14 protein-coding genes are annotated in these 14,491 nt (G+C 67.3%); 2 read left to right on the top strand and 12 right to left on the bottom strand.

Annotation, left to right across the window (positions count from 1 at the left end; translation table 11 throughout):
• Window positions 1-302: 302 nt before the first annotated feature.
• The 3 genes from AC0KUR_RS27030 to AC0KUR_RS27020 all read right to left on the bottom strand — a co-directional run bounded on the left by AC0KUR_RS27030 (window position 303) and on the right by AC0KUR_RS27020 (window position 3,322).
• Entirely contained in the window at window positions 303-1,319 is a 1,017-nt protein-coding gene (locus tag AC0KUR_RS27030) for a pirin family protein (RefSeq protein WP_226104031.1), read from the bottom strand.
• Between the two features lie 40 nt (window positions 1,320-1,359).
• Window positions 1,360-2,271: an NmrA/HSCARG family protein gene (locus tag AC0KUR_RS27025; RefSeq protein WP_167361885.1), complete on the bottom strand. Its 912-nt coding sequence runs from the start codon at window positions 2,269-2,271 to the stop codon at window positions 1,360-1,362.
• Between the two features lie 145 nt (window positions 2,272-2,416).
• Complete coding sequence (locus AC0KUR_RS27020; protein ID WP_124609307.1) at window positions 2,417-3,322, bottom strand: alpha/beta hydrolase family protein; 906 nt, start codon at window positions 3,320-3,322, stop codon at window positions 2,417-2,419.
• A gap of 105 nt (window positions 3,323-3,427) precedes the next feature.
• On the opposite strand from AC0KUR_RS27020, the gene AC0KUR_RS27015 reads away from it, so the two are divergent.
• Complete coding sequence (locus AC0KUR_RS27015; RefSeq protein ID WP_124609306.1) at window positions 3,428-4,324, top strand: LysR family transcriptional regulator; 897 nt, start codon at window positions 3,428-3,430, stop codon at window positions 4,322-4,324.
• A gap of 180 nt (window positions 4,325-4,504) precedes the next feature.
• Here AC0KUR_RS27015 and AC0KUR_RS27010 read toward each other — a convergent pair whose 3' ends face one another.
• The 7 genes from AC0KUR_RS27010 to argH all read right to left on the bottom strand — a co-directional run bounded on the left by AC0KUR_RS27010 (window position 4,505) and on the right by argH (window position 11,706).
• Window positions 4,505-5,878 (bottom strand): MmgE/PrpD family protein, encoded by a 1,374-nt coding sequence (locus AC0KUR_RS27010; protein ID WP_473376624.1) that lies wholly within the window; start codon window positions 5,876-5,878, stop codon window positions 4,505-4,507.
• A complete protein-coding gene (locus AC0KUR_RS27005) occupies window positions 5,875-6,783 on the bottom strand; it encodes a polysaccharide deacetylase family protein (protein WP_124609304.1) in 909 nt (302 codons plus the stop codon). Before AC0KUR_RS27005 ends, AC0KUR_RS27010 begins: the two co-directional genes overlap by 4 nt.
• The gene (locus tag AC0KUR_RS27000) at window positions 6,780-7,649 is read right to left on the bottom strand and encodes a polysaccharide deacetylase family protein (RefSeq protein ID WP_034190952.1); all 870 of its coding nucleotides are present in this window, start codon (window positions 7,647-7,649) and stop codon (window positions 6,780-6,782) included. Before AC0KUR_RS27000 ends, AC0KUR_RS27005 begins: the two co-directional genes overlap by 4 nt.
• Window positions 7,650-7,656: 7 nt before the next feature.
• Window positions 7,657-8,490 carry an ABC transporter substrate-binding protein gene (locus tag AC0KUR_RS26995; protein WP_124609303.1) on the bottom strand — a complete coding sequence of 278 codons (834 nt, stop codon included), beginning with the start codon at window positions 8,488-8,490 and terminating at the stop codon, window positions 7,657-7,659.
• A 92-nt stretch (window positions 8,491-8,582) separates the two neighbouring features.
• On the bottom strand, window positions 8,583-9,386 hold the full coding sequence (locus AC0KUR_RS26990; protein ID WP_080287970.1) for an amino acid ABC transporter ATP-binding protein: 804 nt from the start codon (window positions 9,384-9,386) through the stop codon (window positions 8,583-8,585).
• On the bottom strand, window positions 9,383-10,279 hold the full coding sequence (locus AC0KUR_RS26985; protein ID WP_473376623.1) for an amino acid ABC transporter permease: 897 nt from the start codon (window positions 10,277-10,279) through the stop codon (window positions 9,383-9,385). The genes AC0KUR_RS26990 and AC0KUR_RS26985 overlap by 4 nt, the downstream gene beginning before the upstream one ends.
• Entirely contained in the window at window positions 10,273-11,706 is a 1,434-nt protein-coding gene (argH, locus tag AC0KUR_RS26980) for an argininosuccinate lyase (protein ID WP_034190950.1), read from the bottom strand. The genes AC0KUR_RS26985 and argH overlap by 7 nt, the downstream gene beginning before the upstream one ends.
• 125 nt (window positions 11,707-11,831) lie before the next feature.
• Between argH and AC0KUR_RS26975 the strand changes: the two genes are divergently transcribed.
• Complete coding sequence (locus AC0KUR_RS26975) at window positions 11,832-12,710, top strand: LysR substrate-binding domain-containing protein (protein ID WP_034190949.1); 879 nt, start codon at window positions 11,832-11,834, stop codon at window positions 12,708-12,710.
• A 40-nt stretch (window positions 12,711-12,750) separates the two neighbouring features.
• On the opposite strand, the gene AC0KUR_RS26970 is transcribed toward AC0KUR_RS26975, so the two are convergent.
• A complete protein-coding gene (locus tag AC0KUR_RS26970; protein WP_226253839.1) occupies window positions 12,751-13,281 on the bottom strand; it encodes a GNAT family N-acetyltransferase in 531 nt (176 codons plus the stop codon).
• An 89-nt stretch (window positions 13,282-13,370) separates the two neighbouring features.
• Window positions 13,371-14,480, bottom strand: coding sequence for a DNA alkylation repair protein (locus tag AC0KUR_RS26965; protein WP_034190947.1), 1,110 nt, complete (start codon window positions 14,478-14,480; stop codon window positions 13,371-13,373).
• Between the last annotated feature and the right edge of the window lie 11 nt (window positions 14,481-14,491).

Raw genomic sequence — 14,491 nt, 5'->3', positions numbered from 1 at the left:
GGGCATCCGCGGGCATGCCATCGGGCGGCCATGCGTCAGGCGCGGCCGCCGTGTTTGTCGATCGACGCCATCGACGGCAGACATCGACACGGGCGAGCGGTCACACCGCTCGGCGTCGACCCGATCGTCTCGCATGGTGCGCAGCAACCGCGCGGTTGACGAGTTCGGCTGTATCGCGATCAATGTACAGTCGCTCGATCGCCTCGACACGCTGCTGCGCCGGCTCGATTCCGGGTATGAGCGAGTCTGTCGATTCCGGCCGGCCTTCAGGCCAGCCCGGTGCGGGCGTTCCGATCCCGGCGTCAGATCGACTGGAGCGCACCGCTCTGCTTGCCCTCGGCACGAAGTTGACGTCCGATGCGGCGAATCTCGGCCTCTCCGCGCTGAAGCGCGTCGACACTGGTGTGCACGGAGTAGTGGCCGAGCACGAGTTCGTAGGGATGCTGAGTGGCGGAACCCAGCACGAAGCGCGTGTCGCCCTCGGCGACCAGTTCGATCGCCGTCTCGGCGCGCTCGAAGATCGCGACCTCTCCACGCGTGATGCGGGATGACGCACGCAGTGCGCCATCCATCACGGAAACCCACGCGACGTCCTGCCCCGGAGGAGGAACAAACGCCCAATGCTCGCCATCCTTCAGCGTGACCACGAGGTAGGTCATCGGCGGTGCATCGACAGGGCTCGTCATGCCATCGTACGTGCCCAGGATCACGCGCACGGGGCCCGCGCCCGGAACCTGCTCCGGCATCACATATTGGCTCCTGGTCGGTGCATTCTCCAGATCTGGCGGGAGCGCGACCCAGAGCTGAAAGCCCCGCAGGGGTGCCGTGTCAAAGGTGCCCGTGTGCCACACACCGCCGCCCGCCTGCATCCATTCCACCCCACCCGCGGGCAGCACCCCGGCGTTGCCCGTCGTTTCCGCATATTGGACCGCGCCGTCAAGGACGACCGTTACCGTGGCGATGCCTGAGTGCGGATGCCAGCCGAATTCAAGCGGTCGGGCGTGACTGCCATTGGACTCGAAGAGATCAAGGAACACGAACGGCTTGATCAACCGACCCAGGTCAGAGGGACTCACCAGCCGCGTAATCGACCCGTTGCCCAACCCGCGCGCGCGGCGGACGATACCACGTGAACGCTGCTCATGCTTGAGCGGAAACTGGGCGTTTTCGCTTCCCGTCGTGCTTGTTGTCATGGCATTCATCCTTGTTTTCACGTCTTCTTTCGACTTGCCGCTCGTGCGAAAGTGAGCGAATAGTGGCTGACCAACCCGCGCGTCGCGCAATACCCGGTTGGGGTCCCGCCTATCATCCGCGTCCATGACGATATCGAATCGGCATCCTAACTTCTTGCCACGCTGATCAAGCCGGCATGTTGACCTTGGCCCACTCCGCAAAGCCGGTGATCTGCCCGTTGACCAGCGCATCTGCGCGCGCCCTCTTGGCGTCCGCGTCAGGGCCGAAGTAACTGTAGTCTTCGAAGTAACCCATCATCGCGCAGACTTCGTCCGCGCCGGGATAGAACATTTCGTAGGCCTTGCCCGGCACCTGGTTCACCACCACGTTGTGGCCCTGCGCATTCAGGATATCCGCGAACGCCTGCCAGCTGTAAGCGTCGGCGCACAACGACAGAATCTGCCCCTGACCGGCTATCTCCGGATGGTCGAAGACTTCCTTGACCAACTTCCCCAGTTCGCGGATGTCGCCGGCATGGACGCTCTTGCTGTTGATATCCATCGGAACCGCCCAGGCCTTTTGATTCCCGTTCCCGGTGGGTTGCGGCGCCATCTGGCCAAGGAAATTCTGAAAGAAGAACGGCGCTTCGACGAAGCTGTAATCGGGAAAGCCCGCGTCGGCGATCACGGCGTTGGCCCGAGCTTTGTGGGTGAAGTGCGAAACCTCATACCGGCCGCCTGAAATTTCGTGAGCGTCGGGTAGCGTCGACCAGACCATGTGAGTCACGCCGGCAGATTTTGCAGCGCCGACCACATGCCTTACCTGATCGTATTCGCTCGTCCCTGTTGCGGGATCCCAGAAATTCGTGACCAGGAACACCCCATGGGCTCCGCTGAGCGCGGGCGCCAATGTGTCTACCCTGTTCAGATCTGCGGCAACCACTTCGACGCCTCGAGCGGCGAGCCGTTTGGCCTGATCCGAGCCGACATCTCGACTGATCGCCCGGACGGTATAACCGCCTTGATCGAGCAGCGCATTCACCACGCCTTGCCCCTGTCGCCCCGTCGCGCCAAACACGACAATGGTTTTTTCCGACATGGTCATTCTCCTGCGTTTTCTGCGGATTGCCGCTGATACCAAGGAGCCGAGGACATCGCTCGGGGAGCGGGATCCTCAGCGCTCGTCTCGCACCCAGTCGTAGCGGTGTGGTGCGTTCACATAGCGTGATCGAAGTGAAACGGACTCACTTCACATGCTTGTCGAACCATGCGATCAACTGCTCCGGGTGTTCGGAGAAGTAGTTGTAGCCATCCCAGCGCCGGGTGCTGCCTTCGAGCCAGAACAGCTGCTTGTCGGCAACGGGAATGTTGTCGAAGATCGACTGTACGTCGCCGGGCTTGGTCAGCGCGTCGTCACGCACCTGCAGCAGGAAGGCCGGCGCCTGCCAGTGCTTCGCGTATTCCAGCGGCGACACCTGGTCGATCCTGAAGCTGGTAATCAGCTGCACCTCGCGGTCGATCGCCTCGAACTGGTCCGCAAGCCCCATGTACTCGAGGTTGCGCTCGACCATGGCTCGCATCGAGATCGGCTGCACGGCAACAAGCGCCTGTACGTCGGCAAAGAGCTCCGGATATCGCGTCTTCGCGACGAAGGTGGCGTTCGCACCCATGCAGCGGCTGAGCAGGCCCAGCTTCATGCCACGGGTATCGGGGCGGGACTTGACGTACTTCAGCGAACCGGCGACGTCGCGGGATTCGAACAGGCCCCACGTGAAGATGTTGCCGTTGGCCGCGCCGCTCTGGCCGTGGTTGCGCGCGTCGTAGGTCAGCACGTTGTAGCCAGCCTCATGCAGGTGCTGATATTCCCGCATGTAGTTGACCTCGATGTCATTGCCCGGAACGAACTGCCACCGCGGCAGGTGCGAGGGGAAGCCGTAGCGGTTCATCGGCATCGGGTGGTTGGCGATCACCAGCTTGTTCGATCCCGCTCGGGGAATCCACCACGCCTCCAGCGGAGTGCCGTCCAGGGACGGGAACGTGATGTCCTCGTACGCCATTCCATACTCGTCCGGCGTGTGGAGGATCGGTGCGCGGACCGGGGTGCTGAGGCCCTGGGCCAGCGTCGTGAGCATCTGCGAAGTATCGGGCATGACGGTTTCTCCTTTGCTATCCGATTCGGGAAGTTTTCCCAGTCCGCAGAAGATACGTCCGAGCCTTTCGTTGAACAAGACGGGCATTTTTAGTATCATCGTTCCATGAGTGGAACAATCGATCTCAACCAATTCCTGATATTCATCCGGGTCATTCAGGCGGGAAGCCTGAGTGAGGCAGCGCGACGCCTGAACCTGCCGAAGTCCACGGTAAGCCGAAAAATCTCCGACCTGGAAGACCGGATCGGCGAGCGGCTCATTCAGCGCACGACACGCAAGCTCAGCCTCACCGAGGCCGGCCGCGTCCTGTTCGAACGCGTCGGCCCCGCCATGAGCGACATCGAAGAGGCGGAGAGCGCAGTGGCGGGAATGCGTGGGACGCCCCGTGGCGTGCTGCGGGTCGCGGCGCCGATGTCTTTCAGCCCACTCAGACCGATCATTGCCGAATACCTCGCTCGCCATCCCGACGTCGCGATCGAGTTGGTGAACTCAGATCGCCTTGTCGATCTCGTCGACGAGCGCTTCGACGTCGCGATTCGGGCGGGCGCACTCGTCGATTCGTCGCTCGTCGCACGCAAGCTCGGAACAGCACAGTTCATGCTGGTGGCGACGCCCGAATACTGCGAACGCCATGGCGTCCCGAAGACACCTGCCGAACTGACGAACCACGCCTGCATCGCCCTTGGCGGTAAAGCGACGTCGCGCGTCTGGCCTTTGGAATCAGGAAGCAAACGTACCGAAGTCCGCATTACGCCACGACTGATGGCCAACGACATCGAGATGGTTCGAGTGGCCGCTCTCGCCGGCGTGGGAATCGCATGGTTACCCAAGGCCTTGTGCACCGACGATCTCGACGGGAAGCGCTTGCGGCACCTGCTCGTCGACTGGTCCTGGGAAGACATTCCGGTCTATGCGCTCTATCCGACGAGGCGCCATCTTTCACCCAAGGTCGTCGCCTTCGTCGATCTGCTCGCCCAGCGGATCCGGTTGGGCAACGATTGACGTGCCGCGTGCGGCACGCTCGAACCGGATCCGGTGATCTCCCGAACCAGCTCAAATCGACGCGCGAAAGCGCGTCGGACATTCTTGTGGATGTTCATCCGGCCGGGTTCCTGGAAGATCGGGGGTTTGGCGACCTTCAGTCGCCCGGACCCCGTCCGGACGAACCATCGAACCAACCTATCAAAGCTTCACAGCCAGCCATTCGTTCATCACGCGCGCGTCCTCCAGCCGATCCAGCGCCAGGCAGGCGTCGCCCAGCGCATCGACCTGCGGCCGGTCGAACGCCACGCCCGCCAGCGTGCGATATTTCGCGAGCAAGGCCGCGTCCGGCAGCGGATTGCGCGGATCGCCGAGCGCGATCGGCACATGGCACGATGCCTGCCGCCCGTCCGTGCCATGCAGGATCACCGTCGGCTCGTCGAGATCGCCAAGCGCCGGGTCGACCTCGAGCGCGATGCGCGCCAGCAGCGCGGTCACGCGCGGATCGCTGCGCTGCGCCGCGCGATACACGCCGATTCCCGTGTCCCCGAATGCAAGCGCCGCCGCCACCGCATACGGCAGGCTCATCTGCGCGGACGACAGCGTCGTCAGATCGCAACCGCCGCACATGCGCATGACGAACGCGCTCGCGCGCACGACCACCCGCTCGATGTCGCCCGCATCGAACCTGCGGCCGTTCGCGAGCTGCAGCGCCGCGTCGACGGCCGCATGCGCGCTGCGGCACGATGCGTGCGGCTTGATCGAACAGCGCATCAGCTTCCAGTGAGTGCCGAGGCCGTCGGTCAGTGCATCGGGCGCATGCGACTGCGCGGCGAACGTGCTGAAGAAACCGCCCCATACGTCGTCGAACACCCGCGCGGGGCCGCTCACGCCTTCGCGCGCAAGCAGCGCCGCGAGCACGCCGCCCTCCGCCGCCCGCCCGGCGTGCAGCCGCTTCGTCTGCGAACCGTCGTGGATGAAACCCCACAGGCCGCCCGCGAAACTCGCCGCATGGCCGAGCGCGTCGCGCGTGCGCGCGGCGTCGAGCCCGAGCACGCGCGCGCTCGCGGCCGCGGCGCCGAACACGCCGCAACTGAGCGTCGAGTGCCAGCCCGCCCCGTTGTGCGCCGCGTAGCCGCCCGCCGCTTCGAGCACGCGCCGGCCGACGTCGTAGCCGAGCACGATCGCCATCACGCATTCGCGCCCCGTCACCGGGCGGCCCGCGCACGACAGCGCGGCCAGCACGGCCGGCAACACCACCGCGCCCGAATGATCGCAGCCGCCGGAATCGTCGAGTTCGAGCGCGTGCGCGGCAATGCCGTTCACGAACGCCGCATCGCGCGCGCCCGCGGCGTGCCGCGTGCCCCACAGCGTCGCGCCGCCCTGCGCGACCGTGCCCGTCAGCGCGCGGGCGCTGCGCGTCTCGGCGGCACACGTGCCTGCCAGCGCCGCGCCGAGCGTGTCGAGCACATGACGCCGCGCCTTCGCGACGACGTCATCCGGCAATGCATCGGCGGCCGTTTGCGCGACGAATGCCGCCAGCCGGGTAGCGCGCGTTTCCGGCGCCGCCGTCATCGCGCGGACGCGTCTGCCACGCAGTGCGCGAATACGTCGACCGGATGGCCCGGCGGATTGACGGGCGCCTGCGCACGCCACCAGCGTGCGATGTCGCGCCCGGTCGCGAACCACGCGTCGCCCGCATCGCGCAGGTGCGCGAGCAATGCGCGCAGCAGGTCGATACGCCCCGCCGTGCCGATGATCTCCGGATGCAGACGCACCACGCAGCACAGCCCGAACCGCCGAAACCCGTCGACATCGCGCCGCCAGTTGTCGAGCACGTCGCGGTACGCCGCGATGCGCGGCTGGCCGGCAGGCACCGGCGGCGACAGGTTGAACTCGAAGTACGGCTCGTCTTCAAGCTCGTAGTGCAGCGGCAGCTCGACGAGCCGCGCGCCATGTGCGCCGCCGTCGCCGCGCGGATGCACGTACGGCAGATCGTCGCCGCGCCATGACGACGACCACGTGAAGCCTTCCGCCACGAGCCAGTCCGCGAAGCCGCCGGCCCAGTTGCCGGTGAACGAGCGAAACCCTTCCGCGTCGCGGCCGGTCGCATCCGCGAGCGCCGCGCGCCCGGCACGGCAGGCATCGATCTGCGCGGCGAGCGGCAGCGCATCGAAGTCTTCGCAGCGATACCCGCTCACGCCGAGTTCGTGGCCCGCCGCGCCGATCTCGCGCACCGCTGCCGCGTGGGTCTCGGCGACGATGCCCGGGACGAACCAGCTCGCGGGTACGCCGAACGCATCGAAGGTGTCGAGCAACCGCTCGACGCCGCGCGTCGCGCCGTAACGCCACACCGACAGCGATTTCTCGCGACCGGCGATACGCGGCTCGCGTGCCTGGATACCGTGAATGTCGTTGAAATCGACCGTGATCGCGACCGCGCAGCGCGCGCCGCCCGGCCACGCGGGAAGGGTCGTCATCGGCCGCTCCGTTGCGTTTGCGCCTCTCGCGCATGCTGCGCGAGCCACCAATCGGCCACTTCGCGACAACGCGCGAACCATACGCCGTCGCGCGCGCGCATATGGCCGAGCCACGCCTCGAGCAGCGCGATGCGCCCTGGCTTGCCGCACACTTTCGGGTGCAGCAGCGTCGTCAGGCACAGCCCTTCCCGGTAGACGCCGTCGAACTCGCGCATCCAGTTGTCGAGCGTCGCCTCGTAGCCGGCGATCCGATCGAGCCCGGCCGGATAGTCGGGGTTGCGGTGGTACGCGAGCGACGCGTAGTCGTCGGTTTCCCAGCGCCCCGGTATCTCGACGAGCGGCGGCTCGCCGTCCGCGCCGTGCAGAAGATACGGCCGGTCGTCGCCGCGCATCGAGCTGGAATAGCGCACACCGGCCTCGCGCAGCACGTCCACCGTCGCCGCGCTCCAGTCGCCGGACGGCGTGCGGAATCCGACCGGCCGCACGCCGAGCATCCGAACGAGGATCTCGGCCGACTGCGCCATGATCTCGCGCTGCCGATCCGGTTCGAGTGTCCAGAAGGCTTCGTGCCGGTAGCCGTGATAACCGATCTCGTGGCCGCGCTCGACGATCGCCGCGCATCGATCCGGCCACGTCCGCGCGACCCAGGCGGGCACGAAGAAGGTTGCGGGCACCTCGAACGACGCCAGCACGTCGAGCAGCCGGCCGAGCGCGCGCCACGGCCCGTAACTGCCGAGCGTGAAATACGCGGGGTTGCGCCAGATCGACCCGTTGAGCATCGCGTCGCCGGTCGGACCGTCGAGATCGAACGCGAGCGCGACGCATGCACGCTTCGCGTCCGGCCAGCGGGGAGCCAGATCCGTCATCGCGCGCTCAGTGCGTGCCGTTGATCATCGCCTTCGCCACCGCGTGTTCCTGCAGCCCCCACTTCGCGAGCAGCTTGTGGTACGACCCGTCCGCGATCATCTGGTTGAGCGCCGTGCTCAGCGCACCGCTCAGCGCGGTATTGCCCTTCGCGACGCCAATGCCCGTGTACTGCGACAGGAACGGCTTGCCGACCGGCGCGTACGCGTTCTGCTCGAGGCTGTTCTGGTACGGCAGCGTCTCGCCGCCCTGCACGGCCGCGTCGATACGGTTCTGGCGCAGCTGCATGCGCGCGTCCGACGAGCCGTCGGTGCCGACCACGACGATCGCCGGCTTGCCGGCCTTCACGCAGTTCTCCGCGCTCCATGCGGTCGTGTTGTCCGGGAACGACGTGCGCCGGCTCGACCCCACGCGCTTGCCGCACAGCGCGCTCATCTGCGCGAACTCGCCGGCGCGTGTCTTCAGCGTGTAGAACTGCGGCCCCGTCTCGATGTAGTCGACGAACGTCACCGCGTCGCGGCGCGTCGGCAGGTCGGTCATGCCGGAGAGGATCATGTCGACGCGTTGTGTCGCGACCGCGCTCATCATCTGGTCGAAGCTCGTCTCGACCCAGTTCAGCTTCGCGCCCATCTTCGCGGCGAGCGCTTCGCCGAGATCGACGTCGAAGCCCGCCAGCTTGTCGGTGGCCGGATCCTTGTATTCGAACGGCGGATAGTTCGGCACGATCGCGACGTTCAGCGTGCGCTTCGCGCCGGCGGCCTGCGCGGTTGCGTGGGACGCATGCAGCGCGAGTGCGCCGAACGCGACAGCGGCCAGCGTGCGGGTCAGGACGGATGCTTTCATGGGATGTCGCCTTGTCATGGTGAGTAGTGAAGTGCTGCGCCGGTCTGCGTGCCGGCTCGCTCGGGTGCGGCGGGCCGGGCGGCCCGGCCCGCTCATGCGATCACGGCCGAGATGAAGTCGCGCGTGCGCGCATGCGACGGCGCGGACAGCACCTGTTCCGGCGGCCCGCTCTCGACGATCCGGCCGCCGTCCATGAACACGACGCGATCGGCCACCTCGCGCGCGAAGCCGAGCTCGTGCGTGACGACGATCATCGTCATGCCGCTCTTCGCGAGATCGCGCATCACGGCGAGCACTTCGCCGACGAGTTCGGGATCGAGCGCCGACGTCGGCTCGTCGAACAGGATCAGTTGCGGATGCATCGCCAGCGCCCGCGCGATCGCGACGCGTTGCTGCTGGCCGCCCGACAGCTCGACCGGAAACGCGTCGCATTTGTGCGCGAGCCCGACGCGCGCCAGCAGCGCGCGCGCCTCCTCCTCGGCTTGCGCGCGGCGGCGCTTGAGCACCTGCACGGGGCCCTCGATCACGTTCTCGAGCGCCGTCTTGTGCGGGAACAGGTTGAAGCGCTGGAACACCATGCTCGTCGCCAGCCGCTGGCGTGCGACCTGACGCTCCGACAGCGCGTGGAGCCGGTTGCCGGTGCGCCGGTAGCCGGCCAGTTCGCCGTTGACCCACAGCGCGCCCGCGCTGATCGTCTCGAGCTGGTTGATGCAGCGCAGGAACGTGCTCTTGCCCGAGCCCGACGGCCCGATGATGCACAGCACTTCGCCCTGCGCGACGTCCAGCGTGATACCGTGCAGCGCCTGGAAATCGCCGTACGCCTTGCGTACGTCCACGGCGCGAACGACTGCGTTCGTCATGACGTTCTCCCGATGGTTGACGGTCGCGTCGCTCATGCGCGGCCTGCCGCACGGCCCGCGCCGCGCGCGAAGCGCCGTTCGACGCGGGCCTGCGCGAGCGACAGCACGGTGACGACCGCGAGATACCAGATGCCCGCGACGATCAACAGCTCGATCACGCGGGCGTTCGCGTAGTAGATGTTCTGCGCGTTGTGCAGCATCTCCGCGTACTGGACGACGCTCGCGAGCGAGGTCAGCTTGACCATGCCGATCAGCTCGTTGCCGATCGGCGGCACGATCACGCGCATCGCCTGCGGCAGGATGATGCGGCGCAGCGCCTGCAGGTGCGGCATGCCGATCGATTTCGCGGCCTCGTACTGGCCGGTATCGACCGACAGCAGCCCCGCGCGCACGACTTCCGACGTATACGCGCCCTGGTTGATGCCGAGCCCGAGCAGCGCGGCAAGGAACGGCGTCATCACGTCGACGGTCCGGAATTCGGCGATGCCCGGGATGCCGAGGGTCGGAAACACCAGCGCGAGGTTGAACCACAGCAGCAGCTGCAGGATGATCGGCGTGCCGCGAAACAGCCAGATGTAACCCTGCGCGATCGCGCCGAGCACCGGGTTCGACGACAGCCGCATCACCGCGGTGACGACGCCGAGCACGATGCCGAGCGTCATCGCGAGGACGGTCATCACGATCGTGTTGCCGAGCCCGGTCAAGATCGAGCGCGCGGTCAGGAACTGGCCGACGACGCGCCACTCGATCTGCCCGCGCGCGAACGCGACGGCCACGTAGGCGAGCGCGACGATGATCGCGATCGAGGCGGCATAACGGCCCCAGTAGCGCCGGCGCACGCGCACGAGGCCGGCGGTCTCGTCTGCCGCGGCGCCGGCCGGCATCGGCGATGCGCCATCGAGGCGCCGCGAATCGGATGCACTCAGCATGACGGCCCCCGGTAGTCGGCCGCCCACGCGGCCTGGCGTTCGATCGCGCCGCTCAGGCGGCCGATCTGTTCGCGCACGCGTGCGGGCGACGTGCCGCCCGCGCCGCCGCGCGCCGCCACGGCCGCGTCGAGCGTCAGATGCGCGCGCACCGCCGGCGCGAGGCGCGGATCCACGGCCTGCAGCTGCTCCGCGCTCGCGTCGGCCAGTTCGATGCCGTCGTGCTCGCACACGCGCACGAGCGCGCCGGTGATCTCGTGTGCCTCGCTGAACGGCACGCCCGTCAGCGCGAGCCAGTCCGCGACCTCGGTGGCGAGTGTGAAGCCGAGCGGCGCCTGACGGCGCATCTCGTCGACGTTCACGCGCATCGTGCGAATCATCCCCGCCATCGCGGGCAGCACGAGTCCGAGCGTATCGATCGAATCGAACGCGGCGATCTTGTCTTCCGCGAGATCGCGGTTGTACGCGAGCGGCAGCGATTTCAGCGTCGCGAGCAGGCCGGACAGGTTGCCGATCAGGCGCCCCGCCTTGCCGCGCGTCAGCTCCGCGATGTCGGGGTTCTTCTTCTGCGGCATGATCGAGCTGCCGGTCGCGTAGCTGTCGTCGAGTTCCACCCAGCGGAATTGCCGCGACGTCCACAGGATCACTTCTTCCGACAGGCGGGACAGGTTCACGGCCAGCATGCTCGTGACGAACACGAATTCGGCGACGTGATCGCGCGCGGCCACCGCGTCGATCGAGTTCTCGCAGGGTGCGTCGTAACCGAGCTCCCGCGCCGACAGCTCGGGCCGCACGCAGATCGCCGAGCCGGCGAGCGCAGCGGCGCCGAGCGGCGAACGCGCAGTGCGACGGTCCCAGTCGACCAGGCGGTCTGCATCGCGATACAGCGCCTGCGCATGCGCGAGCAACTGATGCCCGAACACGATCGGCTGCGCGGGCTGCAGATGGGTGAAGCCGGCGGTCACCGTGTCGACGTGCCGGCTCGCCTGGCCGACCAGCGCATCCTGCAGGTCGAGCACGCCGCGCACGAGCCGGCGTGCGTGGTCGCGCAGATACAGGCGCAGGTCGTTCGCCGCCTGGTCGTTGCGCGAACGCCCGGCGCGCAGCTTGCCGCCGAGCGCCGGCAGCCGCTGCGTGAGCACCCGTTCGAGAAACGTGTGGACATCCTCGTCGGCGAGCGACGGCGCGATCGCGCCCGCGGCGTAATCGCGTGCGATGCCGTCCAGCGCGGCCAGCAGTTGCGCGAGTTCGTCGTCGTTCACGATGCCGGCGCGGTTCAACTCGCGCGCATGCGCGCGCGAGCCGGCCAGGTCGTACGGCACGAGGCGGAAGAAACTCGGATCGGAACGCGACAGGTTCTGCAACGCGTCGGACGGTTCGGACTGGAAACGGCCGCCCCACAGGCGTTCGATCGGTTCGGTAAGGCTCATTGCGGTCGACCTCGACTCGGTTGGATGCCCTCAACTGTAGGCATTCAATTTTTTTTGTTGTAGCGAGAAATTGAATCCGCTTAAATGAAATTTTTCTCAGTATCGTCGCCACCGACGCTCCCCCGATGCGCAACCGCCTGCCCCCGCTGAATCCGCTTCGCGCCTTCGAGGCCGCTGCCCGGCGCGGCAGCGTGGCGGCCGCCGCCGACGAGCTGCACGTGACCGCGAGCGCGGTCAGCCACCAGATCCGCATTCTCGAAAGCACGCTCGGCATCGCGCTGTTCGTCCGATCGAAGGCGCGCGTGAAGCTCACGCCCGAAGGCGAGGGGCTGCTGAAACCGGTCAGCGCCGCGTTCGACATGATCGCGAACGCCACCGTCAGGCTCGAATCGCCGGCCGCCGTCGGCGATCTCGCCGTATCGACGCCGCTGTCGCTGACGTCGCGCTGGCTCGCCCGGCACATCGGCGATTTTCTCGAGCGCTACCCGGGCATTCATCTGAAAGTGATTCCGTCGAACGACGAGCGCGAGATCCATTCGCCGGACGTCGACGTCTGCATCCGCTACGGGGAGGGCAACTGGCGCAACCGGCATGTCGAGCTGCTCGCGCATCCGGCGCTGTTCCCGGTCGTGAGCCCCGCGCTGATGAACGGGCGCGATGCGATCCGCAAGGTGCAGGATCTCGCCGGGCGCACGCTGTTCTGCGAACATGCGGGCTCGTGGATGCGCTGGCTGGCCGAAGCGAACGCCGACAGGCTGCCGGGCATCCGCATCCTCGAGATCGGCAACGCGCACATCGGCGTCGAGGCCGCGGTACACGGACAAGGCGTCGCGCTCGGCGACAGCCTGTCGGTGCGCGACGACCTGATCGACGGCACGCTCGTGCGGCCGTTCAGCGAGACGGTGCCGTCACGCCACGCGTACTATCTCGTCACGCGTCACGAGCTGACCGAGGCGCCGCTCGTGACCGCGTTCACGTCGTGGCTGCGCGCCCGTCTGGCGTGACGCGTGCCGCCGGCGGGGTACCGCGGCGGCCGTGGTGCGATCAGGACGCGAGGCGCGCCAGGTCGTCCCATACGATGACGACGTTGTGCGACCGCCAGACCGGCCCCGCATCGACGTACTCGCCCGCGAGCCGGCCATCCAGCGCCGCGTAGAAGGCGAGCGCGGCATCGTTGCCCTTGACCACGCTCAACGCGGCGCCCGGATAATGCAAGCGGCTCAAATGCGTCGCGAGTCGTGCGAGCAGCTGGCGGCCGATGCCGCGGCGCTTGAATTCGGGATCGACGTACAGGAACTTGATTTCGCCGCGGCCGCCGAATACGGGCTCCGACGGCGCGCCAGCCATCCCGATGCCGACGATCCTGCCGCCGGCGTGTGCCACGAGCACCCGTTGACGGCCGTCGTTCGACATCAGCTTTTCCCGCCATGTCTTGCCGCGGTAATGCTCGTCGAGAATCGCATGGGCCTGCTCAGGCGCGAGGTCCCGATAGGTATGCCGCCAGACCTTCACGTGAAAATCGGCGATCGCCTGCGCATCGTCGATATGGGCAGTCCTGATGGATATTCCGGTCATGGCAGATTCTCTCGGCGGCCAGGCAGGCGCGGATGCGGTACACGCGGGGGATTGTCGACGATCCGGTCGGCGATGTCGAACGGCCATCCTCACATCGCGAGCTCGAAGAACGACCGCGCGACGACCTGGCCGTTGACGATCAGCTCGACCTCGTGCCGGCCCGCATAGTGCCGCCGCGTCGTGAAATCGCGGATCGCCCGGCTGTGCCGCAGCGCGACGCGCGCGCCGGGCTCGAGCGTCAGCCCCTTCAGCTTGAACACCTTCGGCGACGCCTCGCCATTTTGCTTCACGTACGCGATCCGGTAATCGACGACGAGCCGCTGCGCGGTGTCGGCCGTGGAATGCAGCTCGCAGTCGAGCGTGATCGATTCGCCGAGCACCACCTGCGCGGGCGTCACGCCGAACGGGCCGACGGCAAGCCGCGGCGCGCGTTCGGCACCGAGTATCGCGAGTGCGCGCGCATCGCCCTGCTTCACGAGCGTGCGCAGCGCATGCCGGACGATCCAGCGCGTATGCGGATGGTCACCGCCCCAGCGTTCCGCACGGTCGAGCACCCAGGCCGGATGCGACTTCGCCACGTCGTTCAGGTGATTCGCGACCGAGCGGCGCACGTAGGCGCTCGGGTCCGCGCGCAGCGTGTCGAGAATCGGCGCCGCGAGCGCCGGGTCGGCCTCGATGTCGCGCAGGCGGAACGACCACGGCAGACGCGGGCGGCTTCCCTCGCTGGCCAGCCGTCGCACGGCATCGTCCGCGTCGTGCGACCAGGCTTCCATGGTGGCGAGCGCACGCGCGGTATCGATGCGCAGGAATTCGCGCACCGCGAATTCCGACGTACCGAACGACGTGAAGCCTTTCAGCGCGTCCATCGAACGGTCGAACGCATGCCGACCGTACTGCCCGACGTAATCGGGCGCGATGAGCGACACGAATCCGCGGCCCAATCGTGGCGCCGCCTCCTGCAGCAACGCCAGCACGGCGTCGTAGCCGCCGGGCAATGCTTGCGCCGCCGCATCGATCGCCACGCTGGCGCGCCTGACGCGCGCCATCAGCGTCAGGTCGTCGAGGCCGTCGAGCGCCGTCGTCAGAAATGCCGCCCGATCGAAGCCGGGTTCGATCGCATGCAGCAGGTCGGACAGTGTTCGGAATTGTTGCTCGCCCAACGAATCTTTCAGCGGGGCGGAAGCCTGAGTAGTGGTCATGACGGAAGGGC

This window comes from Burkholderia sp. YHN3-13 (genome assembly GCF_055810675.1).
The sequence above is the reverse complement of the archived record's forward strand: the minus strand, read 5'-3'. Positions and strand labels throughout refer to the sequence as shown.

Coding starts and splice junctions, on each gene's coding strand:
- AC0KUR_RS27030 (WP_226104031.1), bottom strand. CDS start 1,319: ATGGACGCGGATGATAGGCGGGACCCCAACCGGGTATTGCGCGACGCG.
- AC0KUR_RS27025 (WP_167361885.1), bottom strand. CDS start 2,271: ATGTCGGAAAAAACCATTGTCGTGTTTGGCGCGACGGGGCGACAGGGG.
- AC0KUR_RS27020 (WP_124609307.1), bottom strand. CDS start 3,322: ATGCCCGATACTTCGCAGATGCTCACGACGCTGGCCCAGGGCCTCAGC.
- AC0KUR_RS27015 (WP_124609306.1), top strand. CDS start 3,428: ATGAGTGGAACAATCGATCTCAACCAATTCCTGATATTCATCCGGGTC.
- AC0KUR_RS27010 (WP_473376624.1), bottom strand. CDS start 5,878: ATGACGGCGGCGCCGGAAACGCGCGCTACCCGGCTGGCGGCATTCGTC.
- AC0KUR_RS27005 (WP_124609304.1), bottom strand. CDS start 6,783: ATGACGACCCTTCCCGCGTGGCCGGGCGGCGCGCGCTGCGCGGTCGCG.
- AC0KUR_RS27000 (WP_034190952.1), bottom strand. CDS start 7,649: ATGACGGATCTGGCTCCCCGCTGGCCGGACGCGAAGCGTGCATGCGTC.
- AC0KUR_RS26995 (WP_124609303.1), bottom strand. CDS start 8,490: ATGAAAGCATCCGTCCTGACCCGCACGCTGGCCGCTGTCGCGTTCGGC.
- AC0KUR_RS26990 (WP_080287970.1), bottom strand. CDS start 9,386: ATGAGCGACGCGACCGTCAACCATCGGGAGAACGTCATGACGAACGCA.
- AC0KUR_RS26985 (WP_473376623.1), bottom strand. CDS start 10,279: ATGCTGAGTGCATCCGATTCGCGGCGCCTCGATGGCGCATCGCCGATG.
- argH (WP_034190950.1), bottom strand. CDS start 11,706: ATGAGCCTTACCGAACCGATCGAACGCCTGTGGGGCGGCCGTTTCCAG.
- AC0KUR_RS26975 (WP_034190949.1), top strand. CDS start 11,832: ATGCGCAACCGCCTGCCCCCGCTGAATCCGCTTCGCGCCTTCGAGGCC.
- AC0KUR_RS26970 (WP_226253839.1), bottom strand. CDS start 13,281: ATGACCGGAATATCCATCAGGACTGCCCATATCGACGATGCGCAGGCG.
- AC0KUR_RS26965 (WP_034190947.1), bottom strand. CDS start 14,480: ATGACCACTACTCAGGCTTCCGCCCCGCTGAAAGATTCGTTGGGCGAG.